Annotated in this window: 18 protein-coding genes; 3 read left to right on the forward strand and 15 right to left on the reverse strand. The window is 70.9% G+C overall.

Going from position 1 to position 19,976, the window contains the following annotated elements; translation table 11 throughout:
• Positions 1-114 precede the first annotated feature (114 nt).
• From ACFVKT_RS03540 to ACFVKT_RS03610, 15 genes are all read right to left on the reverse strand, one after another.
• Positions 115-1,074 (reverse strand): endo alpha-1,4 polygalactosaminidase, encoded by a 960-nt coding sequence (locus ACFVKT_RS03540; RefSeq protein ID WP_385727092.1) that lies wholly within the window; start codon positions 1,072-1,074, stop codon positions 115-117.
• Positions 1,075-1,279: 205 nt separating this feature from the next.
• A complete protein-coding gene (locus ACFVKT_RS03545; RefSeq protein WP_385727094.1) occupies positions 1,280-2,086 on the reverse strand; it encodes a phytanoyl-CoA dioxygenase family protein in 807 nt (268 codons plus the stop codon).
• Positions 2,087-2,159: 73 nt separating this feature from the next.
• A complete protein-coding gene (locus tag ACFVKT_RS03550; protein ID WP_385727096.1) occupies positions 2,160-2,636 on the reverse strand; it encodes a universal stress protein in 477 nt (158 codons plus the stop codon).
• A 5-nt stretch (positions 2,637-2,641) separates the two neighbouring features.
• The gene (locus ACFVKT_RS03555; RefSeq protein ID WP_385727098.1) at positions 2,642-3,940 is read right to left on the reverse strand and encodes an arsenic transporter; all 1,299 of its coding nucleotides are present in this window, start codon (positions 3,938-3,940) and stop codon (positions 2,642-2,644) included.
• Positions 3,941-4,063: 123 nt separating this feature from the next.
• Positions 4,064-6,445, reverse strand: a complete 2,382-nt coding sequence (locus tag ACFVKT_RS03560) for a SpoIIE family protein phosphatase (protein WP_385727099.1) — start codon at positions 6,443-6,445, stop codon at positions 4,064-4,066.
• 269 nt (positions 6,446-6,714) lie between these two features.
• Positions 6,715-7,869, reverse strand: coding sequence for a cystathionine gamma-synthase (locus ACFVKT_RS03565; protein WP_385727101.1), 1,155 nt, complete (start codon positions 7,867-7,869; stop codon positions 6,715-6,717).
• A 20-nt stretch (positions 7,870-7,889) separates the two neighbouring features.
• Positions 7,890-9,098 (reverse strand): NAD(P)/FAD-dependent oxidoreductase, encoded by a 1,209-nt coding sequence (locus tag ACFVKT_RS03570; protein WP_385727103.1) that lies wholly within the window; start codon positions 9,096-9,098, stop codon positions 7,890-7,892.
• Positions 9,095-9,421: a bifunctional 3-phenylpropionate/cinnamic acid dioxygenase ferredoxin subunit gene (locus ACFVKT_RS03575; RefSeq protein ID WP_385727105.1), complete on the reverse strand. Its 327-nt coding sequence runs from the start codon at positions 9,419-9,421 to the stop codon at positions 9,095-9,097. Before ACFVKT_RS03575 ends, ACFVKT_RS03570 begins: the two co-directional genes overlap by 4 nt.
• On the reverse strand, positions 9,418-10,584 hold the full coding sequence (locus ACFVKT_RS03580; protein WP_385727107.1) for an aromatic ring-hydroxylating dioxygenase subunit alpha: 1,167 nt from the start codon (positions 10,582-10,584) through the stop codon (positions 9,418-9,420). The genes ACFVKT_RS03575 and ACFVKT_RS03580 overlap by 4 nt, the downstream gene beginning before the upstream one ends.
• 46 nt (positions 10,585-10,630) lie before the next feature.
• On the reverse strand, positions 10,631-11,602 hold the full coding sequence (locus ACFVKT_RS03585) for a glycine betaine ABC transporter substrate-binding protein (RefSeq protein WP_385727109.1): 972 nt from the start codon (positions 11,600-11,602) through the stop codon (positions 10,631-10,633).
• A 50-nt stretch (positions 11,603-11,652) separates the two neighbouring features.
• Positions 11,653-12,420, reverse strand: coding sequence for an ABC transporter permease (locus ACFVKT_RS03590; RefSeq protein WP_385727110.1), 768 nt, complete (start codon positions 12,418-12,420; stop codon positions 11,653-11,655).
• A complete protein-coding gene (locus ACFVKT_RS03595) occupies positions 12,410-13,414 on the reverse strand; it encodes an ABC transporter ATP-binding protein (RefSeq protein ID WP_385727112.1) in 1,005 nt (334 codons plus the stop codon). The genes ACFVKT_RS03590 and ACFVKT_RS03595 overlap by 11 nt, the downstream gene beginning before the upstream one ends.
• A complete protein-coding gene (locus tag ACFVKT_RS03600) occupies positions 13,407-14,054 on the reverse strand; it encodes an ABC transporter permease (protein ID WP_385727114.1) in 648 nt (215 codons plus the stop codon). Before ACFVKT_RS03600 ends, ACFVKT_RS03595 begins: the two co-directional genes overlap by 8 nt.
• Positions 14,051-15,259 carry an N-methyl-L-tryptophan oxidase gene (gene solA / locus ACFVKT_RS03605; protein ID WP_385727116.1) on the reverse strand — a complete coding sequence of 403 codons (1,209 nt, stop codon included), beginning with the start codon at positions 15,257-15,259 and terminating at the stop codon, positions 14,051-14,053. The genes ACFVKT_RS03600 and solA overlap by 4 nt, the downstream gene beginning before the upstream one ends.
• A gap of 69 nt (positions 15,260-15,328) precedes the next feature.
• Positions 15,329-16,594: a PucR family transcriptional regulator gene (locus tag ACFVKT_RS03610; protein ID WP_385727117.1), complete on the reverse strand. Its 1,266-nt coding sequence runs from the start codon at positions 16,592-16,594 to the stop codon at positions 15,329-15,331.
• Positions 16,595-16,807: 213 nt separating this feature from the next.
• Between ACFVKT_RS03610 and ACFVKT_RS03615 the strand changes: the two genes are divergently transcribed.
• The 3 genes from ACFVKT_RS03615 (at position 16,808) to ACFVKT_RS03625 (ending at position 19,904) form a co-directional block, all read left to right on the forward strand.
• Positions 16,808-17,053 carry a hypothetical protein gene (locus ACFVKT_RS03615; RefSeq protein ID WP_384379203.1) on the forward strand — a complete coding sequence of 82 codons (246 nt, stop codon included), beginning with the start codon at positions 16,808-16,810 and terminating at the stop codon, positions 17,051-17,053.
• 3 nt (positions 17,054-17,056) lie between these two features.
• Positions 17,057-17,434 carry a toxin Doc gene (locus ACFVKT_RS03620; protein WP_385727119.1) on the forward strand — a complete coding sequence of 126 codons (378 nt, stop codon included), beginning with the start codon at positions 17,057-17,059 and terminating at the stop codon, positions 17,432-17,434.
• 556 nt (positions 17,435-17,990) lie between these two features.
• The gene (locus ACFVKT_RS03625) at positions 17,991-19,904 is read left to right on the forward strand and encodes a ricin-type beta-trefoil lectin domain protein (protein WP_385727121.1); all 1,914 of its coding nucleotides are present in this window, start codon (positions 17,991-17,993) and stop codon (positions 19,902-19,904) included.
• The last annotated feature ends 72 nt before the right edge of the window (positions 19,905-19,976 follow it).

Raw genomic sequence — 19,976 nt, forward strand, 5'->3', positions numbered from 1 at the left:
TCGTGCTGCTCGCCGGCCTGCAATGTCACCATGCCCTTTGGTACGTCCATTTCGTGGGCCCCCGTTCACCCGCGGGAACCTGTCTTCGTCTGCTCGTCGGTCTGCCGGCGATGGTCAACGGGTCCTGCGGACATAGTCCGCGTCGCCGGGCGTCGACACCATCACATCCCGGCGCACGATGCTCAGCCGGTCACCGAAGCCGGAACAGGCCTTGCGCAGACCCCTGTCGGTGTACTCGATGACGACCACCCGGTCGTCGAACGCCTTCGCGTACACCCCGCACTCGTCGTACTCGCCGCACTCCTCCGCCACCGCGAAGTCGAGCCCCGCCCGCTTCCTGAGCCCCGCCAACTCCACGGTGTTCTTCTGGCCGATGGCGAGACGCCGGGCGTGTGCGTGGGCCGAGAGCAGGGTGATGAACGCGGTGGCGTCGGCGGCGGTCAGCAGGTTCCGGGAGCGGGTGTAGCTGTCGTAGTTGTCCGGCTCGACCGCGTCGAAGCCCTTGTCCGCGCAGCCGTCGATCCAGCGGTTGACCCGCGCGGCGACGCGCTCGCGCTTGGCCGCCGTGCGGATGTCGAGCAGCGTCTCGTCCCAGTCGCCGTCGACGACGGCCCTGCCCCGGCCGTCGCGCAGCAGCAGTTCGGCGGGCCACTGCTTCTCCTCGCCCGGCTGGACCTGGAAGGCGTTGACGTAGCAGATGTTGTAGAGACCGGGTGCCGGGGAGGCCGAACGGTCGCGGCTGACGATGCGGACACCGGCCGGCGGGGGATAGGCGCCGCCGATCTGGTAGTCGAACCCCGCGTGCAGGGGCGGGAGTTCGACGGCCGGTGACGTGGAGGCCGAGGCGGACCTGGAGGGTGGGGTTGCGCTGTGGCTTGGTCTCGAACTTGGTGTCGGGCTGAGGGTCGGCTTCGAGGTCAGGGCCGCGGTGGGACTCGTCTTCCGCGGCGCGGCATCCGCGCGGTCACCCTTGCTCTCGTCCTCGCCGGAAACGCAGCCCACGAGCAGGGAAAGAGCCGCCAGGACGGCGACGGTCCCGAGGCCACCGACGCGGGCGGCACGCTTGGCGGACATGTCCGCTCCATCAATCGCGAGTACGACCCCGCCTCGGACGCTCCCGCGGTCCTGGCGACTTTGGCCGGACTTGAACGGTGTCCGCTACCGGCTGGGCGTACCTCTGCGTACCGGGTCGCAACACGGCACCCGATGATCCAAGCGCGCGGGTCCGTCTGCGTCAAGTGCCCGCTATCGGGCGGTACGCCGGTCACCCGCAAGGGGATCAGTGCGGAGCCGGTGCCGCGAACTCGGTGCCGCAGGGGCCCGCGCCCTCGCTCTCGGGCAGCGGGACGGGTTCCCCGCTCATCGTCAGCGTCCGGTAGAAGCCCCCGATGCGCCGGGTGGAGCGGCCGACGTAGTGACCGATGAACGAACGCCGGAAGCGGTCGGTGCTGAGGTTGGGGCCGGAGCCGTGCACCAGGCTGCCGTTGAAGAACAGCACATCGCCCGGCGCCATGTCGACGGGCACGGCGGCGAGGCCGGGCGGCGGGGGCACGTATTCGCGTACGAACGACAGCTCCGCGTCCGCCTCTTCCGGGCAGAACAGGTCCATGCGGTGGGTGCCCGGCACGACCTCCAGTCCGCCGTTCTCGCGGCCGATCACATCGCAGGCGATCCAGGCGGCCACACAGGTGCCCGGCTCGACCCGCAGATAGAAGTTGTCCTGGTGCAGCGCCTGGCCACGGGCGCCCGGCGGCTTGAAGTAGAACATGCTCTGCGCGGCCAGGACTTCCTCGCCCAGCAGCGTCTCCACGATGCTTCCCAGCCGCGGATCGAGGAGGCGCCGCAGCGAGAGCGCGTTGATCCGGTGCGGGTGCAGGATCCGCGGATAGGCGTGCAGCGGGTCGGTCGGACCGCCGGTCTCCGTGGCTCGGGGTTCGAAGTGACCCGGCACCGGGCCCGCGGCGTGCAGTGCCGTGAACTCCGCGCACAACGCGTCGATCTCGGCGCGCTCGAACAGCCCGCGCACCACCGCGAAGCCGTCCTCCTCGAACCGGTGGCGCAGCCCTCTCATCTCCGTGACCGTCATCCGGCTGTCCCTTCTCGGCTGAGTCCACGATGCCGCACGCCAGGCCGCCGTGCCCATCGGCCGGGATCCGGCGTCAATGGGGCGGGAGTGTCGTGACGTCCGGCGCCGGTTCGGGCCAGACCAGCAGGACGGGGCAGGGCGCGTGGTCGACCACGAAACGCCCCTTGGGGCCCAGACTGCGCGGGCCGAGGCGGGACCGGTCGCCGTCACGGGCCAGTACGAGCAGGTCGGCGCCCTCCGCGGCGGCGACCACCTCACGCTCGGCGCGCCCCGTGCGCTCCAGCCGGGTGCAGGGGCGGGCGAGTCGCTCGGCCGCCGCGTCGAGGAGCCGCGTCGCGGACGAGGTACCGAGGTCCGCCAGGCTGTCCCCGGGGTCGGGCTCGGAATGCGCGCGGCCGAGCAGCCCGGCGAAGGCGCCGTGTGCCAGTCCCGGGACGCCGGGCTCGTCGACGTACAGCAGGACCACATCCGTCGCGTGCGGCGCGTGCCGGTGCACGGCGTCCACGCACGCGTGCCACGTTCCCTCGACGAGCCAGACGATCACCCGCATGCGATTCAGCCTCCGATGACTTGGAGTGAGAGCCACAGGGCCAGAACGGCCGGGATCAGCGCGGCCGGCACGGCGATCAGGCCGAGCCGGGTGAACTCCTTGAGATCGACGCCATGGTCGTGCTGGTGCACGATACGCCGCCACAGCAGGGTCGCCAGGGACCCCGCGTAGGTCAGATTGGGGCCGATGTTGACCCCGAGCAGGACGGCCAGCACCGCGCCGGGTCCGGACGTGGCGGCCAGCGGGATCAGTACGAGGACCGCGGGCAGATTGTTGATCATGTTGGCCAGCACGGCGGCGAGCGCCGCGATGCCGAGCAGTGCGAGCAGCCCGCTGCCGTCCGGGAGCAGCCGCCCCAGAGCGTCGGCGAGCCCGTGGTCGACCACCGCCCGCACCACGATGCCCAGCGCGAGAACGAACGCCAGGAAGGCGGGCGCGGTGGCACGCAGCACGGTGAGCGGGGTGGCCCGCCGGCGGACGAGGGCGCGGGTGGCGAGCACCAGCGCCCCTGCCGCGGCCGACCACGCCGGATCGATGCCGAGCGCGGAGGCGAGGACGAACCCCGCCAGCGTGCAGCCCACCGTGATCAGCGCGAAGAGCGGCATGGCGGGCGGATCGGTGACATCCGGCGTCGGCAAGGCCGCCGCGCCCAGGTCGCGGGCGAAGAAGCGCCGGAAGACCACGTACTCGGCGCCGATGGCGACCAGCCAGGGAAGAGTCATCAGCGCGGCGAAGCGGGTGAAGCTAAGACCGCTCGCGCTGAACGCGAGCAGATTGGTGAGGTTGGAGACCGGCAGGAGCAGGGAGGCCGTGTTCGAGAGGTGGGTGCAGGCGTACACGTGTGGCTTCGGGCGGGCGCCCATCCGTGCCGCGGTGGCGAACACCACGGGCGTGAGCAGCACGATGGTGGCGTCCAGGCTGAGTACCGCGGTGATCGCCGAGGCGAGCCCGAAGACCGCGGTCAGCAGCCGGCCGGGGCGGTCCGCCGCCCAGCGGGCCATCCACGCTCCGCAGGCCCGGAAGAGCCCCTCGTCGTCGCAGAACCGGGCGAGCACCAGCACCGCCGCGAGAAAGCCGATCACCGGTCCCAGATGTGCCGCCTCCGCGACCGTGTGGTCCCAGGTGATCGCCCCGGTGAGGATCACCACGGCGGCGGCCGGAACCGCTACGGCCGCCTCGGGCCAGTTGAAGGGGCGGATCACGGCACAGGCCAGCACCGCGACGAGCAGGACGATGGAGAGGGTTTCGGCGAGCGGGGCGTTCAGGATTCGGTCCTCCGGGACACGGTCATGGTGCCCCTTCATCAAATCAGGCCGACCGCATCAGGCCCGTACCAGGGAGTTTCCGGGGTTTCGGTAAGCCCCGATCTCGGACGGGTCCGGTAAGCCCCCCATACAGGACCGGACTTTCTGCCGGGCCGTCCGCCGTCACTCCTCGACCAGTGTCAGCTCCGCCCAGATCGTCTTGCCGTCCGCCGTGTGGCGGCTGCCCCAGCGCTGCGTGAGCTGGGCGACCAGCAGGAGTCCCCGGCCGCCCTCGTCGAAGGTCCTGGCGCGGCGCAGATGCGGTGCGGTGTGGCTGCTGTCGGAGACCTCGCAGATCAGGGTGGTGGCGTCGTGGATCAGCCGCAGCCGGATGGGCGACTCGCCGTACCGGATGGCGTTGGTGACCAGTTCGCTCACCACGAGCTCGGTCGTGAACGTCGCCTCGGCCAGGTCCCAGTCGAGCAGCTGGGCGACAGCCTGCTTGCGGATCGGCGCGACGAGGGCGGGGTCGGCGGGAATGTCCCAGGTCGCCACCTGGGACGCCGGGAGCCCGCGGGTACGAGCGAGCAGCAGAGCCACGTCGTCCGGGGCGCTGCCGACGGGCAGGAGCGTCTGGAGGATCGCGTGACATGCCCCTTCCAGGGAGTCCGAGTTGTTCTCCAGCGACTCGCGCAGAAGCTGATGGCCGGCGTCGATGTCCCGCTCGCGGCTCTCGATCAGGCCGTCCGTGAACAGCGCCAGGACCGTGCCCTCGGGAACGGCCAGTTCGACGGACTCGAAGGGCAGTCCGCCGAGGCCGAGCGGCGGTCCCGCGGGGAGTTCGATCTCCCGGGCCGGGCCGCCCGGCGGAAGCATGACGGGCGGCGGGTGGCCGGCCCGGGCCAGGGTGCAGCGCCGGGAGACCGGGTCGTACACCGCGTAGAGACAGGTGGCGCCGACCTCGCCGGTGGTGCCGTCCGCGCCGGCCTCCGCGGACAGTCGTACGACGAGGTCGTCGAGGTGGGTGAGCAGCTCGTCCGGGGCGAGGTCGATGTCGGCGAGGGTGCGGACGGCGGTGCGCAGCCGCCCCATGGTTGCCGAGGCCTGGATGCCGTGGCCCACCACGTCGCCGACGATCATGGCGACCCGCATCCCGGAGAGCGGGATCACGTCGAACCAGTCGCCGCCCACCCCGGCACGCGCCGCAGGGAGGTAGCGCGAGGCGGCTTCCACGGCGGCCGTGCGGGGCAGCGACTGGGGCAGCAGGCTCCGCTGCAGGGCCAGCGCGGTCGCGCGCTCACGGGAGAAGCGACGGGCGTTGTCGATGCAGACGGCGGCTCTCGCCGTCACCTCCTCGGCGAGCAGGGCGTCGCCGGAGGTGAAGGGGTCGATCCGCTGGAACCGGTTGAAGACGGCCACCCCGAGGGTCGTGCCCCGGGCTCGGATCGGTACCGACATCGTCGTATGGATGCCGTACTCCCGTACGCGCTCGCGGCGGACCTCGTCCCGGGCGAGCCAGTCGGCCAGCGCCGCGGAGGCATCGGCCGCCACGATCGTCTGGTCGGCCGCCAAGGAGTCCGCCTGGGGCGAACCGGCCGGGTAGATGTCGCTCTGCCCGGGCTTGACCACCGCCTCCGGGGTTCCGGGGTGGACCGACTGGTGTGCCGCACGGCGCAGGGCGACCGGCACCTTGGGCGGTCCCGGCTCCCGCTCGCCGCCGTCCTCCGGGGGATCCAGCAGGTCGACGCTGACGAAGTCGGCGAGGAGGGGGACGCAGACGTCGGCCAGCTCCTGGGCCGTCCGGTTGACATCGAGGGTGGTCCCGATACGGACGCTGGCTTCGTTGACCAGGCGCAGGCGCTCCCGGGCCATGTAGTGCTCGGAGAAGTCGTGGGCGGTCAGGCACACACCGCGTACCCGCCCCTCGGCGTCGGTGAGCGGCGCGAGCCGTCCGAGCCAGGCGTGCGCACGCTCCTCACCACCCGCCCGCACATACCCCTGTGTCTCGAGCCCCTGCCCCGACTCGAGGACCTGGCGCAGCTGCTGTTCTATCTCCTCGCCGTCCAGATTGCCGCCGACCTCAGGGGTCGTGAGGCCACGGATGCGCGACGCCGGGAGACCGAGCACGAGGGCCATCGCGTCATTGACCCCCTGCAGGCGCAGCCGGTCGTCGTAGACGGCCGTGGCACAGGGGGACTGTGTCAGGGCGGCCGTCATCAGGAAGTCGTCCTGCGGATCGGGCCGGCCGTGGTTCAGCGGGGTGATCACGAGCCAGTCGCTGCGGTTCTGGCGTGGGGGTCCGTGATGGGCGAGCAGCCACACGGACAGCGTGCGACCGTCGCGGTGGCGCAGCTCGACGGTGCCGCTCCATCGGTCCTCTGCGGGGTCGGGCAGCGGGGCCGGGCTCCCCGCGGCCAGCAGGTCCGCGGCGGGCTTTCCCTCGACCTCGTCCGACGCGTAGCCCAGCAGGAGGCGGGCCCCCTCGCTCCAGCGAATCAGGGTGCCGTTCACGTCGATGACGGCCCGCGCCGTGGCGGGCCCACCGAGGGGTGTCTCCGGGCTCATCGTCGCCACTCCATTGCGCACACACAGTGAACAAGCGCGTCACTCGTGTTCCAGCCTAGTCCGTGGACGGCCTTCGCACGCGGCACATGGCTTACACACCCGGAGCCCGGCCATGCCGGCGGGACCGACGCGCGTGACGTGGTGATCTCGGGCCGGTCGTCGTACGGGGGACGGGGAGGCGAGTGGGAAACCAACTCCCTTGCAGTCGACGGTACTTGGGCGGAGGCGTCGTGACGCGGAGCGACAAGGTCCGTGCGGTGGCCGCCCGCTCAGCCGCCCAGCGCCCGGTCCAGATCGGCGATCAGCTCGTCGCAGTCCTCCAGCCCGACGGACAGCCGCAGCAGTGAATCGTCCACACCGACCGCCGTTCCGGCCGTGGTGCAGTGGGTCATCCGGGCCGGGTGCTCGATCAGGGACTCCACGCTGCCCAGCGACACGGCGAGCGTGAACACCTCCGTGCGCTCGCACACCAGACCCGCCGCGTCCGCGCCCCCGGCCACCACCAGCGACACCACCCCGCCGTACCCGTTCCGCATCTGCTTCGCGGCCAGCGCGTGGTCGGGATGGGAGGCGAGGCCCGGGTAGTACACCTCGCGCACCGCGGGGTGGGTCTGGAGGAACTCGGCGATCCGCTGCGCGCTCTCGCAGATCTGCCGCATCCGCACCGGGAGCGTCTTGACACCCCGCTGCACCAGCCAGGCCTCCTGCGGTGCCGCCATCGTGCCCAGCATCCCGACATGACGCGTGATCACCTCGCCCACCTCCGGGTCCGCGCACACGACGGCCCCACCCGTGATGTCGGAATGCCCGCCCAGGTACTTGGTCGTGGAGTGGACGACCACATCGGCGCCCAGGGCCAGCGGCTGCTGGAGGTACGGCGAGGCGAAGGTGCTGTCGACCACCAGCAGCGCCCCCGCGTCATGGGCCAGCGAGGCGACCGCGGCGATGTCGGTGACCTTGAGCAGCGGGTTCGACGGGGTCTCGGCCCAGACCAGCGCCGTGCCACCGGGACGCAGCGCGGCGGCCACGGCATCCAGGTCGCCCATATCGACGGCCGTGTGCTCAAGGCCCCAGCGCCGGTACACCTCGGAGACCAGGTCCCAGGTGCCGCCGTACACGTTGTCCGGGATCACGATGTGCGCGCCGGCCCGGCCCAGTGCCTGAAGCACCGTCGTGCTCGCCGCCATCCCGGAGGCCACGGCCACCGCCGAGGCCCCGCCCTCCAGCGAGGCCAGGCACTCCTGCAGCGCGTCACGCGTCGGATTGGCGATCCGCGAGTAGTCCCAGCCGCTGTCGACGGGCCGGGCATGCGGTCGTACGAAGGTGGAGGCGAGGTAGACCGGGGTGGTCACCGAGCCGTTGTGCCGGGCCGGATCGTGCCCGGCGTGCACGGCGCGGGTTGCGAAAGAGCGCTCGGAGGTCATGGTGCGAGGTCTCCTCATCGTCAGTGGTTCCGGGGGACCTGCGGCGGCACGGGAGAGGCCGGAAGCGGCCCGGCGGCGGAGATCAGCCGACGGGCCCGGCCGAACAACCTGGGCTGGTTCATGGTCAGTACGGCAGTCGGCCTGCCGCCCCGCCGGAATACGGCCAGGAAGCTGCGGGAGGCGAAGCTGCCGTCGGTGATCTCGACCTGGTCGTCGGGCTGGGTGTGTCCGGCGAACTGGATCCGCACACCGAACTGGTCGGACCAGAAGTACGGAGCCGACGTGTACGCCGCCGTGCTGCCCGGTCCGTCGAGCAGCCGGGCGGCGGCCACCGCGGGCTGCTCCAGAGCGGCGGTCCAGTGCTGGGCACGGTGATGTCGGCCCAGCCAGGGGTGGAAGGGACGGGCGCAGTCGCCGACGGCCACCACACCAGGCAGCGCGGTGCCGCACCCCGCGTCGCACACCACACCGTCGTCCAGCACGAGACCGCTGCCCGCCAGCCAGTCCACCGCGGGACGGGAACCGATCGCGACCAGGACCACGTCGGCGGGCAGCTGCCGTCCGTCGGCCAGCCACACCCCGGTCACCCGGTCACGGCCCGCCAGGTCGGTCACCTCCGCGGCCGTGATCAGGCGGATCCCGTGCTCCGCGTGGAGCGCGGCACTCACCTCGTTCCCGACCCGGCCCAGGATCCGGGTGAGCGGCGCGGGTCCGCGCTCCACGACGGTCACATCGAGGCCGAGGGCCGCCGCACTGGACGCGGCCTCGGCACCGATCAGCCCGGCACCGACGACCACCAGCCGGGCACCCGGGCGCAGTTCGGCCCGCAGTGTCTCGGCGTCGGCGAGGGTGCGCAGCACATGGACGCCCGCCAGGTGCGCGGTGCCGGGCAGCGGCAGGGCGGTGGCTCCGGTGGCCAGGACCACGCCGTCGCACACGAGCCGGGTGCCGTCGTCCAGGTGCACGGCACGCCCGGCCGTGTCGAGCCGGACCGCGCGTCGGCCGAGCCGCCAGTCCAGGTCCAGTCCGGCGTCGGAGTCCGCCGCCAGCATCAGGTCGGCCGCCTGCACCCGGCCCAGCAGGAAGTCCTTCGACAGCGGCGGACGGTCGTACGGCGCAACGTCCTCCGCGCCGACGACGACCAGCCGCCCGTCGTAGCCCCGGGCCCGCAGCGCACGGGCGGCGGACAGCCCGGCCAGCGACGCGCCGACCACCGCGACACTCCTCATCCGCCGCTCCCGGACGGCGCCGGCTCATCGTCCACATGGACGATCCCGTCGCGCACCTGGACCGCGTACACCCGCACCGGGCCGGTGGCGGGTGGTCCGGTCGGCCGGCCGGTGCGCAGGTCGAAGCTCGCCGAGTGCAGGGGGCATTCGACGAGGCAGCCCTCCAGCCAGCCGTCCGAGAGGTACGCCTCCTGGTGGGTGCAGCGGTCGTCGACGGCGTACAGCTCTCCGTCGGCGTTGAACACCGCGATGCGCCGGTTCGCCGTCTTCACCACGGCCACCTCGCCGGGCGGGAGTTCGTCGAGCCGGCACACCTCGGTCACGGGCGCTCCCCCTGGCCGGGCTGGTTCAGGCCCATGGCCTCGTGGTACCAGCGGTAGTACCAGCGGCCGATGATCTCCTGCTCGGTGGGGACCAGTACTCCGCCGTTGCGGTAGGCACGGGACTTCATGTTCGGCTGGCACCACTCGGACGCGGCGAAGTCCTGCTCGTTGACGCGGTGGAACAGCTCGACGCTGTCCGCAATGTCGTACGTCGACCCTTGCTCGACCGTCTCCGGCGGGAACAGCCACTCGCACACCACCCGGGTGGTCTCGGGCGAGAGCATCTCGAAGCGGTGGATGATGACATGGTCGGGCAGGAGCGAGATGAAGCAGTTCGGCCGCATCACCATCCCGTAGTACTTGCGGTCGTCGTGTTCCTCCAGGCCGCCGATGCGCGGGAGTTGGGCGCTGCCGCTGACCGAGAAGGAGTCCTTGCCCTCGGCGAAGAGATAGCCGTCGGTGTTGTACGTCGCGTCCGCGCCCCCGGTGAGGTTGCGGAACTGGGGGAGTGTCTCGACGAGTTCGGGGTGGATGGTGCCGCAGTGGTAGCACTCCTGGAAGTTCTCCTGGATGATCTTCCAGTTGGCGGCGACCTCGTAGTCGACGCGTTTGCCCAGCCGCAGATTGGCGAGTTGGTAGCGGGCGAACTTGTCCCGGTCGCCGCCGAGCCGGTAGTCGAGCTGCGGCCAGATCTGCTCCTCGAAGGGCTCGGGTTCGGCGGCCAGGCTGAGCCAGACCATGCCGTGCCATTCGGCGAGGTGGACCGGGTGCAGGCTGTAGTCGGCCTTGTCGATCGACTCCATGGACTGCCAGTTGGGGGCGGTGATCAGACGGCCGTCCAGCTGGTAGGCCCACGCGTGGTACGGGCAGCGGATCGCCTTGCCCGCGTCCCCCGAGTCGGTCAGGCACAGTTGGGCGCCGCGGTGCCGGCACACGTTCAGGAAGGCCCGCAGTTTCCGGTCCCGGCCGCGCACCACGAGCACGGTCTCGTCGCCGAGCGCCGCGCGGACGAACCGGCCGGGTGTGGGCACGTCCTCGGCCCGGCACACGTACATCCACTGCTTCTCGAAGATGTTCCGCTTCTCCAGTTCGAAGACGGCGGGGTCGGTGTAGTAGTGGCCGGGCAGCGTCGGCAGGAACACCGAGGCGGGGGCGGTGGTCATCGGCGTACTCCTCTCAGGGACCGGGAAAGGGGGCTGCTGCAGGAGGTCAGGAGCTCAGGAGGCCTTCGGAGTCCAGCCAGTCCTGGGCGGCCTCCTCGGGGGTCAGGCCGTCCACGTCGACGTCCGCGTTGAGTTTCTGGAGGGTCGCGTCGGTGAGCTTCGCGGTGACCGGCGCCATGATCTCGGCGATCTCGGGGTACTTGTCCGCGATGGACTCAGGCAGCGTCAGGGACGCGTTGTAGACCGGGAAGAAGTGCTTGTCGTCCGCCAGCACCTTCAGCTTGAGCGACTCGATACGGCCGTCGGTGGTGAACACCTCGCCGAAGGTGCAGGTCTCGCCCTCGCCGGTCTCGTTGTAGATGACGCCGGTGTCCAGCATCTTGATGTTGTCGTCGGGCACGTCGATGCCGTACGTCTTCTCCGCGCCCGGCCAGCCGTCGTCGCGGGTGGAGAACTCGCTCTCCAGACAGAACGTCGCCTTCGACGGGTCGGACTTCGCCAGGGCGGCGATGTCGGAGAGCTTGCTGAGACCCAGTTCCTCCGCCGTGTCCTCGCGCAGGGCGAGGGCGTAGGTGTTGTTGAGGGGAGCGGGCTCCAGCCATACGATCTTGTTCTTCGCCAGGTCCTCGTCGCGCACCTTCTCGTACTGCTCCGTCGCGTCCGCGATCGGAGTCGTGTGCTCGAGGTAGCTGATCCAGCCGGTGCCGGTGTACTCCCAGTACAGGTCGATGTCGCCGCTGGTGAGGGCCTGGCGCGTGGTGACCGAGCCCTTGATGTTGGTCTTGTCCTCCACCTCGGCGCCATGCGCCTGGAGGACCTTCATGGTGATCTGGCCGAGCACGATGTTCTCGGTGAAGTCCTTGGAGCCGACGGTGAGGGTGGCGCCGTCCAGCTCGTCGCCGGCGCTGCCGGTGGCGGCCTGGGTGCTGCCGCCGCAGCCCGCGGTCAGCAGGACGGTCGCGGCGGCCGAGGCGAGCAGGGCGGAGGTTCTGGCATGGCGGGGCAGCGGCATGGGCATGGCGTGACTCCGTGCTGGTGAGGTGGAGGACGGGAAAGGGCGTACAGGCCCTACAGCCCTTTGGGCTTGAGGAGGCTCTCGGCGAGGCTGCCGAGCCAGTCCAGGAGGAAGGCGACGGCGCAGGCCAGCACGCTGCCGGTGATCAGGACCGGCATCCGCTGGAGTTTGATGCCGTTGACGATCATGTCGCCGAGGCCGCCCGCGTTGACGAAGGTGGCGATGGTCGCCGTACCGACCGCGAAGACCAGGGCGGTGCGCAGCCCGGCGAGGATCACCGGTACCGCGAGCTTCAACTCGACGAGCAGCAGCACCTGTAGGGGCCGCATGCCCATGCCTCGCGCGGTCTCCACGAGGGAGCGGTCGACCTGGTCGATGCCGGTGATCGTGTTGCGCAGCACCGGGAGCACCGAGGCGGCGACCAGACCGATGACCGCCGTACGGAAGCCCACGTCGATCTGGATGGTGAGCAGCACGAGCAGTCCGATCGCGGGGATGGCCTGCCCCGTGTTGGCGACGGCGAGCACCAGCGGTGTCGCGCGGCGCAGCAGCGGCCGGGTGACGAGGATGCCGGCCGGGACGGCGATGACGACGACGAGCAGCGCGGCGGTGAAGCTGAGGCGCAGATGCTCGGTGACCCGCTCCACGATGTACCTGTGGTTCAGGGTCCGCCGCTCGATGGAGTCCAACTCCTGTGTGGACACCCAGAGATACAGCGCGGTGAGTACCAGGGCGATGGCGGCGGGGGTGCCGAGGTGGCGCAGGGCGCTGGGCCGGCGGAGTTCCGGGATCTTGACGGGGGAGAGAGTTTCAACCGACACGGGTTTCCTCCTGCGCCGACAGGGCCCGGCACACGTCCGGGAAGGCGAGGGTTCCCGCGACCGTGCCCGCCTCGTCCACGACGGTGACCGAGTCGCCGCCCCGCTGGAGGATCAGGTCCATCACGTCCCGGAGGCAGGTCGAACTGTCCACGGTCGGGAGCGAGTTCGGGACATCCGGCGCCGGACCGAGCTTGACGTCGGCCACGGTCACCAGGGCCAGTTGCTTCAGGTATGGGGCGGTGCCGATGAAGCTGCGTACGTAGTCGTCGGCCGGGGCGGCCAGCAACCGCGCCGGGGTGTCGTACTGGACGATCCGCGAGCGGTCCGCGAGCACCGCGATCCGGTCGCCGAGCTTCAGCGCCTCCTCGAAGTCATGGGTGACGAAGACGACCGTCTTGCCCAACTCCTGCTGAAGGCGCCGGAATTCGGTCTGGAGCCGCTCCCTGGTGATCGGGTCGGTGGCGCCGAACGGCTCGTCCATCAGCAGGACCGGGGGATCGGCGGCGAGGGCACGGGCGACGCCGACGCGCTGCTGCTGGCCGCCGGAGAGCTGCCGGGGATAGCGGGCGCGGAAGGTGGCGGGGTCGAGCCCGGTCATCTCCAGCAACTCGTCCACCCGCGCGCTCACCTTGGCCTTGCTCCAGCCGAGGAGCTTCGGCACGGTCGCGATGTTCTGCGCGATCGTCATGTGCGGGAAGAGACCGATCTGCTGGACCACGTAACCGATGTGGCGGCGCAGCTCGTTGGGGTCGAGGCCGAGCACGTTCTGGCCGTCGATGCTGATCGTGCCGGAGGACGGTTCGATCAGCCGGTTGATGATCTTCATGGTGGTGGTCTTGCCGCAGCCCGAAGGTCCCACCAACATCGTCGTCTGTCCGGCCGGTATGTCCATGGTGACCCGGTCGACGGCGGGTTCCCGCTGTCCCGGATAGACCTTGGTGAGCTCGTCGAGGCGGATGCCCAGACCGCGGCCCGTGCGCGCGGAGTCAAACATGGAGCCCCCTCGGGGTGGTCAGGCGGCGCAGCAGTACGTAGAAGAGGTCGAAGGCGAGTGCGACGAGGACGACGCCGACGGTTCCGGCTATCGCTTCGTTGAGCGCGTTCGCGGAACCGAGCCGGGAGAGCCCGTCGAAGATCGGCAGGCCGAGCCCGGGACCGGCCACGTACGCGGCCATCGCCGCGATGGAGACCACCATCTGGGTGGCGACGCGGATTCCGGTGAGGATGTACGGCCAGGCGAGCGGGAGTTGGACTACCGCGAGCACCCGGGCGGGTCCGAGGCCCATCCCGCGGGCGGCCTCGACGACGGCGGGGTCGACCTCGCCCAGGCCCACGATGGTGTTGCGGAGGATCGGCAGCAGCGAGTAGAGCGTGAGCGCGGTCAGCGAGGGTGCCCAGCCGAGACCGAGCAGCGGGATCAGCAGACCGAGCAGGGCGAAGGAGGGGAGCGTGAGCAGTCCGCCGGCGGTCGCCGTTGCGGCCGCGGCGAGCCGGGGCCGGTTCCAGGCGAGTACGCCGGTACCGACCGAGACGGCCGTGGCGATCAGCACCGCGAGCGCCACCAGCAGGGCGTGCTGGCCCGCCTGGTCCAGGAGCAGGTCGCTGCGGCGTTGCAGGTACTCGCCGAAGGTCATGAGCCGCCCTCCGGATTCCGCGCGGCGTCGGCGAACCGGAAGTCGCTGGGGTGGTCGGGGTCCGTGATCGCCGGACGGTCGACGGTGAAGGCCTCGATCGGCCAGTCCGTGTCGCCCTTCGTCGCCAGGTCGGCGAGGATGTGCCCGATCAGCCCCGCGAACTTGGCCGCGTGACCCGCCCCCACGAAGAGGGAGATGTTGGGGTGTCCCGGCACGGTGTCCAGGACGAAGTTGCGGTCGGCCGGGAGGTCGTACACACAGGTCTTGCTGAGCAGTTCGGGTCCGACGGCGCCCGGCAGATACTCGGCCAGGAACTCCGTGACCTCCTCGGTCTGCTCCGGATTCGGCTCGTAGGAGCGGGTCTCCTGGGTGACGAAACGGCCCGACATGTCACGGGCGGCCTTCACCGCGGCCTCGCCGTACACGGGGAAGCCGTAGAACGTCCGGTCGTGGCCGTGGAAGATCCAGATGGGGAAGCGGTCCGGGGCGAAGGGGCGCAGGTCCGGCGCCGCGAAGTAGGTGACCTGCTCCTGGGTGAGGGTGAGCGGGATGTCGAGGTCGAGACCGGCCAGCGCGGTGGTGGTCCAGGAACCGGCGCACACGGTCAGCGTGCCGCCCTCGTACACCGCGTCGTCGGTGTGCACCTCGACGTGGTCGGGGTGCGGGACGATCTGCCGTACCGGAGAGTTCTCCACGAAGGTCACGCCGAGTGCGAGTGCCCGCGAGACATGCGCGGCGTTCGCCCTGCGGATGTCGAGGATCCCGGACTCCGCCTGGTAGAGGCCGATTATGTCGTCGCCGATCCGCCACTGCGGCCAGCGCTCGCGCAGGGCGCCGGCGTCCAGCACCTCGTAGTGGTGCCCCTGCTGGGCCAGGGCCCGGGCGTAACTGCCCAGCTCCGCCTCGCCCGTACTGCCCGCCGGGGCCAGATGCAGACCGCCGGTGATGTGCAGCAGCGGCAGCCCGGTCTCCGCCTCCAGTTCCCGCCAGTGGTCGTAGGAGTCGCGGGTCAGCACGGTGTAGTCGGTCGAGTGGTACGAGTGCCGGATGATCCGGGAGTGGTCCTCGGAGGCACCGCGGTCGTGCCCGAGCCCGAACTGCTCGACGGCGAGGACGTCACCGCCGCTCTGTCTGCCGAGCCAGTAGGCGGTGGCGCTGCCGATGCCGCCGACGCCGAGCACGATGTGCGCGTACCTCTTCTTCATCCGGCATCCTCCCGCTGTGGTGGGCGCGCTGCTGGTGTTCGGAAGAGTCGCAGCAGCGCCCGATCGGGGTCATCCGGCACGGCGTCGGACGTTGAAGGCCTCGCTTTCGACATATGTAGGAACGGGGGCTCGGTGAAGGGCTGTCGTGGGAGCCGGGCCTCCGTGCAGGCGGCGCAGACCGAGAACCAGATGCAGCAGCAGCCGGTCGCGGCCGTCGCGCAGACTCAGCCCCGATATCTGCTCGGCCCGGCCGAGCCGGTAGTAGAGCGTGGTGCGGTGCACGCACAGCTCACGGGCGGTGCGCTGCACGTCGCCCGCGCAGTCGAGATACGTCTCCAGCGTCGGCACGAGCACGGCCGCCGAGGGATCCGCGAACAGGGTGAGCAGCCCCTGCGGGATAAGGGTGTCGTCCCAGACCGGGGGCGTGAGCTGGGCGAGCAGGGCGTGGGCGCCGAGGGAGGACCAGAGGGCCACGGTCCCCGTGCCCGCCGCCGACAGTGCGATGTCCGCCTGACGTCTCGCCACGGGCAGCGCGGCCAGTTCGGCCACAGGCCCGCCGGCTCCGACACGCCGGAATCCGGCGAGAGCGGGTTCCGCGGTGAGCTCGGCGAGCAACGCGTGGGCTGCCCGGTCGAGTTCCGCGTCCGGGTCGGCCGGGCGCAGCGCCAGGACCACGGTCGCGCGCCGGGGCCAGCACGCGGCGAGCACGGACGCGCCGGACCGGCCCCGGCAGAACCGCTCCACGGCCGCCGCGAAGGCGGGCCCGGCGTCCTCGCCCTCAAAACCGCCGCCACGGCCGGCCAGCAGCACCGCCACCGGCCCGTCGACGTCGAACAGTCCCCGGTCCAGGACCTCTTCGCGCGCCGCGCGCCGGGTCGCGGCATCCTGGCTCAGCAACTGCTCGACCAACTGCCGTCGTACGCCGTGCTCGTGGCCGGTGGCGAGCCATCGCCCGTACATCAGTGAGCCGAGTGTCTCCGCGGTGCGGGTCGCGTCGGCGATCTGGCTGTCGGGCAGATCGCCGTACCGGTCGGTGATCCAGACGAAGCCGAGCAGCAGGCCCCGGCAGCGGATGGGAACGTACAGGCGCTGCCACAGTTCGAGATCGGGGTTCTCCGGGATGCGGCCCGGGGCCGTGGACCGCTTGATCTCGTCGAAGCACACGTCCTCGGGCCGCGTCCTGCGGTGCAGCAGCGACCAGATGCGGGCGGGATCGGCGTCCCCGAAGTCCTCGCTCACCGCGACCAAACGCAGTTCCTGGTCGTCCACCACCACGGCGCGCCGCAGGCGCGAGGCGAGCGTGTCCACCAGTGTCTGAATCTGCTCAACACTCATGCCCCACTGTGGCCGCGACGTGTTACGTCGGTCTACGGGGCGTGTTACGGGTCTCGCGGCCTCAGGAGTCCACCGGCGTCGCACTGACCCTCCCGGACAACAGGCTGTCCTCTTCCCGTCCATGTCCTTGCTCCCAGGCGCGCAGGTACCGCACCACATACTCGCTGAGCTGGTCGTATTTACGAGTAAGTACCCGGGCGGTACCGTGAAGGCATGCCAGCTCTCAATGTGGAGTTCAGCGACCGCGAGCTAGAGGACCTGAGGCAGATCGCCAAGGAACGCGGTACGTCGATGAAGGCCCTGGTGCGGGAGGCGGCCGCGGCCGACATCGTGCGGCACCGGGCGCTGCAGGAAGGCGCGGAGGTGTTCCGACGGTTCTTCGCGGCCCACGCGGCGGAGTTCGCCGCCGCGTTCCCCGAGGACGAACCGCCCCGCAAGGGCGAGGGCCGGGCCGCCTGACCCATGGCATCCGTCATCCATATCGACGTGCCCTGGCTGCTCCAGCGCCACGAAGAGGTCATGCCCGACCAGCCCACGGTCAACGACTTCTCGGCGCTCGTCGCCGCAGTGGCCCGGCACCGCGTCGACCCGCCCCGCCTCGGCATCGACTCCGACCCGGCCTGGCGCGCCGCCGCGCTCCTGCACACCCTGGCCCTGCTGAAGCCCCTGCCGGCCGCCAACGCCCGCTTCGCCTGTGCGGCGGCGGTCGCCTACATGTTCGTCAGCGGGGTCGGCATCGATCCGCCGTACGGAGCTCTCGTCGACCTCGCCCGCGATCTGATCGACGGCAAGACGGATGTCTTCGGCGCGGCGGACCGCTTGAGGTCCTGGCAGATCTGACACCGGGGGCCTTGGGCCGGTTGCCTCACGGCTGCGGGCCACCCGCCCTCGGGGCCGCCGACCGAGGGCGGGAGGATCAGGGCCGGCGGCCGGTTTCGCGCGGGAGAGCCGCCGTACCGCGCGGGGCCCCCGAGAAGGGCCGGTTCCAGTGGACCGCTCCGCCGCGCGCGCCGGGAGCGTGCGCGGGCCACCGGCGCGTGCGTGCCGTTCACACGGGGCGCATGAAATTTCGAAAACCGGTACGAGTCGCGAGAGTTGCCGACCGGATCTGACTTTCTCTCACTGGGACGGAAGTTACTCAGGTGTCTTGTTGGTCATGAGCGTGTTGTGCGAAGGTGACCTTCCTGTGCCGGGCCAATGGCCGGGTGCGAATCGCCGTTCGGTATTCAATGCCGTCAAGGAGCTCGAAAGGCTCTTGGCGACGGTTGTCGTTACGGACTTCGCCCCGACCGTTTTCCCGGCGCTCCGCCGAAAAGGTATGCACCAATGGCGAGCTCCTTTTCGGTGGTGAAGGAACTTCTATGTGCCACCTTGCGCCTTGGAAGGAACCCGCGCTGTGCCCACCCCCCACCCCCCACGTCCTCCCTATCCTCCCGGCGGTGCTCCCGGGGAATCCGATGAGAGTCTCGCCGCGGAGCTGCGGGGCCGGCCGGAGAGCGAGACGGCGCACCCCGTAGCCCTCCTGATGGCCCGGCACTGGCAGCCGGCGTACGACTACTCCGTCATCTGCCTCGCTTCCTCGGCGAACGTCGCCTCGATGGTGACCGCGGCCTCCTTCCACCGGACACTCGACCGCCTGACCCGCGGCGAGTCCGGTGTCGCCGTGCGGCCCCGGCTTCTCGTGGCCGTTCGGGACACCGTCAGGGAGTGGGCCGCGGAGGACCGGATAACCGGTGTACTGCCGGACCTGAGGAAACCCGCCGGGGGCCGCGGTATGCGGGCCGCCAAGTCCATGACGGCCGAAAACCGGAAGCTCGCCGAGCGCGCTTTCCACGCTCTGCAGCCACTCGCCCAGAGCCTGCTGTGGCACACCGAGGTCGAAGCCGAGGACATATCCGTACCGACCGGTCTGTCGGGCATGGATACCGACACCGCGTCGGCCGCTCTGGAGCAGGCTCGCGAGGAATTCCGTGAGGGCTGTGTACGCGCTCACCGGGAACTCGCGCCGACCCAGGAATGCGCGTTCCACAACCGGTTGCTCGACGTTCCGATTCGCCGCGGCGGTGCCTTGCTGCCCGATGTCCAACAGCATCTGATGGAGTGCCGCTACTGCCGTTTCGCCGCCGAGCAACTCAGCCATTTCGACGGGGGGTTGGGCGCTCTGCTCGCCGAAGCGGTACTCGGCTGGGGCGCCCGGCGCTATCTCGACTCCCGCCCGGGGCGTGCACAGCATGGAGTGCGCCCCCGAGGTGGAGAGCCGCTCGGCGGCAGGCGCCAGGGTGGCGCGGTCGGGCGTCAGGGCGGCGGTGGCGGGCTTCCGGGCAACAGCGGACGCCATCGTCTGCTGTCCCAGATACCCAGCCCGCGCGGCATGCCCCAGCCCGCACAGCGGCATGCCAAAGCCCTGATCACCGGAGCGGGCGTGGTCTCGGCCACCCTGCTCGTGACCGTCCTCGCCACCACTCTCTGGTCGGACGACGAGCCGGGCGCCGACCCCACGGCCTCCACGGGCGCGAGCAACGCCCGCACGCTCTCGCCCGAGCCCGGTTCCGAGGCCCCGCCCGCCGCGTCCCAGCCTCCCGACTCGGCGGGGCATCCCACGGCCACCGGGCAGACCCGGCTCCGCAACCTCGCCGCCGACCTGTGCCTCGACATCCGGGACGGCGAGGCGAAGGCAGGGGCCGAGACCGAACTGGCGGTGTGCTCCTCCGCCTGGACCCAGCAATGGTCGTACGGCGGCGACGGTCTGCTGCGCAGCGTCGCCAACCCCGAACTGTGCCTGGACTCCCGCGCGGACGACGGCTTCGTCGTGCTGGCGCCCTGCGCCGCCCAGGACGCGGCGCGCGGTGACGACGTGCGCTACGACCTCACGGCGCGGGGTGAGTTGCGGCCCCGGTGGAGCGACCGGCTCGCTGTCGCGCCCGATTCCTCGGACCCCGGGTCCGCAATCGTCGTCAAGGTCCGTGACGGCTCCGACGCCCTGCAGTGGCGGACCGACTCCGAGTCGGCCAACCCCGATTCACTGTCGATCTCGGGCACGACCAGCCCTGCGCCGCCGTCCGCCAGCGGCGCGCCGTCCGCCGGCGACAGCGCGCCCGAACCACCGGACGGACAGGCGCCCGGTGAGCAGCCGCCGGGTGAACGGCCTCCCGGCGCACAGCCGACGGGCGTGCCGGTCAATCCGGAGGCGACCTCGTCGGAGCCCTACCAGGAACCCCGTTCCGTGACGGTCGGCGACAACACGAGCCCCGAGCTCGTGCTGCCTCTGCTCGCCCAACTCGACGCGCTGATCAAGGGGATCGGGCTGTAGCGGTTGAGTGAGAAGGCGTTGCGAGGCGATGTCCGGCGCGGGCAGCCGTCCACGAGGACGGCCTCAGGGACG

The sequence above is a fragment of the Streptomyces sp. NPDC127595 genome (assembly GCF_042671685.1).
GTDB lineage: Bacteria > Actinomycetota > Actinomycetes > Streptomycetales > Streptomycetaceae > Streptomyces.

Coding starts and splice junctions, on each gene's coding strand:
- ACFVKT_RS03540 (WP_385727092.1), bottom strand. CDS start 1,074: ATGTCCGCCAAGCGTGCCGCCCGCGTCGGTGGCCTCGGGACCGTCGCC.
- ACFVKT_RS03545 (WP_385727094.1), bottom strand. CDS start 2,086: ATGACGGTCACGGAGATGAGAGGGCTGCGCCACCGGTTCGAGGAGGAC.
- ACFVKT_RS03550 (WP_385727096.1), bottom strand. CDS start 2,636: ATGCGGGTGATCGTCTGGCTCGTCGAGGGAACGTGGCACGCGTGCGTG.
- ACFVKT_RS03555 (WP_385727098.1), bottom strand. CDS start 3,940: ATGAAGGGGCACCATGACCGTGTCCCGGAGGACCGAATCCTGAACGCC.
- ACFVKT_RS03560 (WP_385727099.1), bottom strand. CDS start 6,445: ATGAGCCCGGAGACACCCCTCGGTGGGCCCGCCACGGCGCGGGCCGTC.
- ACFVKT_RS03565 (WP_385727101.1), bottom strand. CDS start 7,869: ATGACCTCCGAGCGCTCTTTCGCAACCCGCGCCGTGCACGCCGGGCAC.
- ACFVKT_RS03570 (WP_385727103.1), bottom strand. CDS start 9,098: ATGAGGAGTGTCGCGGTGGTCGGCGCGTCGCTGGCCGGGCTGTCCGCC.
- ACFVKT_RS03580 (WP_385727107.1), bottom strand. CDS start 10,584: ATGACCACCGCCCCCGCCTCGGTGTTCCTGCCGACGCTGCCCGGCCAC.
- ACFVKT_RS03585 (WP_385727109.1), bottom strand. CDS start 11,602: ATGCCCATGCCGCTGCCCCGCCATGCCAGAACCTCCGCCCTGCTCGCC.
- ACFVKT_RS03595 (WP_385727112.1), bottom strand. CDS start 13,414: ATGTTTGACTCCGCGCGCACGGGCCGCGGTCTGGGCATCCGCCTCGAC.
- ACFVKT_RS03600 (WP_385727114.1), bottom strand. CDS start 14,054: ATGACCTTCGGCGAGTACCTGCAACGCCGCAGCGACCTGCTCCTGGAC.
- solA (WP_385727116.1), bottom strand. CDS start 15,259: ATGAAGAAGAGGTACGCGCACATCGTGCTCGGCGTCGGCGGCATCGGC.
- ACFVKT_RS03610 (WP_385727117.1), bottom strand. CDS start 16,594: ATGAGTGTTGAGCAGATTCAGACACTGGTGGACACGCTCGCCTCGCGC.
- ACFVKT_RS03615 (WP_384379203.1), top strand. CDS start 16,808: ATGCCAGCTCTCAATGTGGAGTTCAGCGACCGCGAGCTAGAGGACCTG.
- ACFVKT_RS03620 (WP_385727119.1), top strand. CDS start 17,057: ATGGCATCCGTCATCCATATCGACGTGCCCTGGCTGCTCCAGCGCCAC.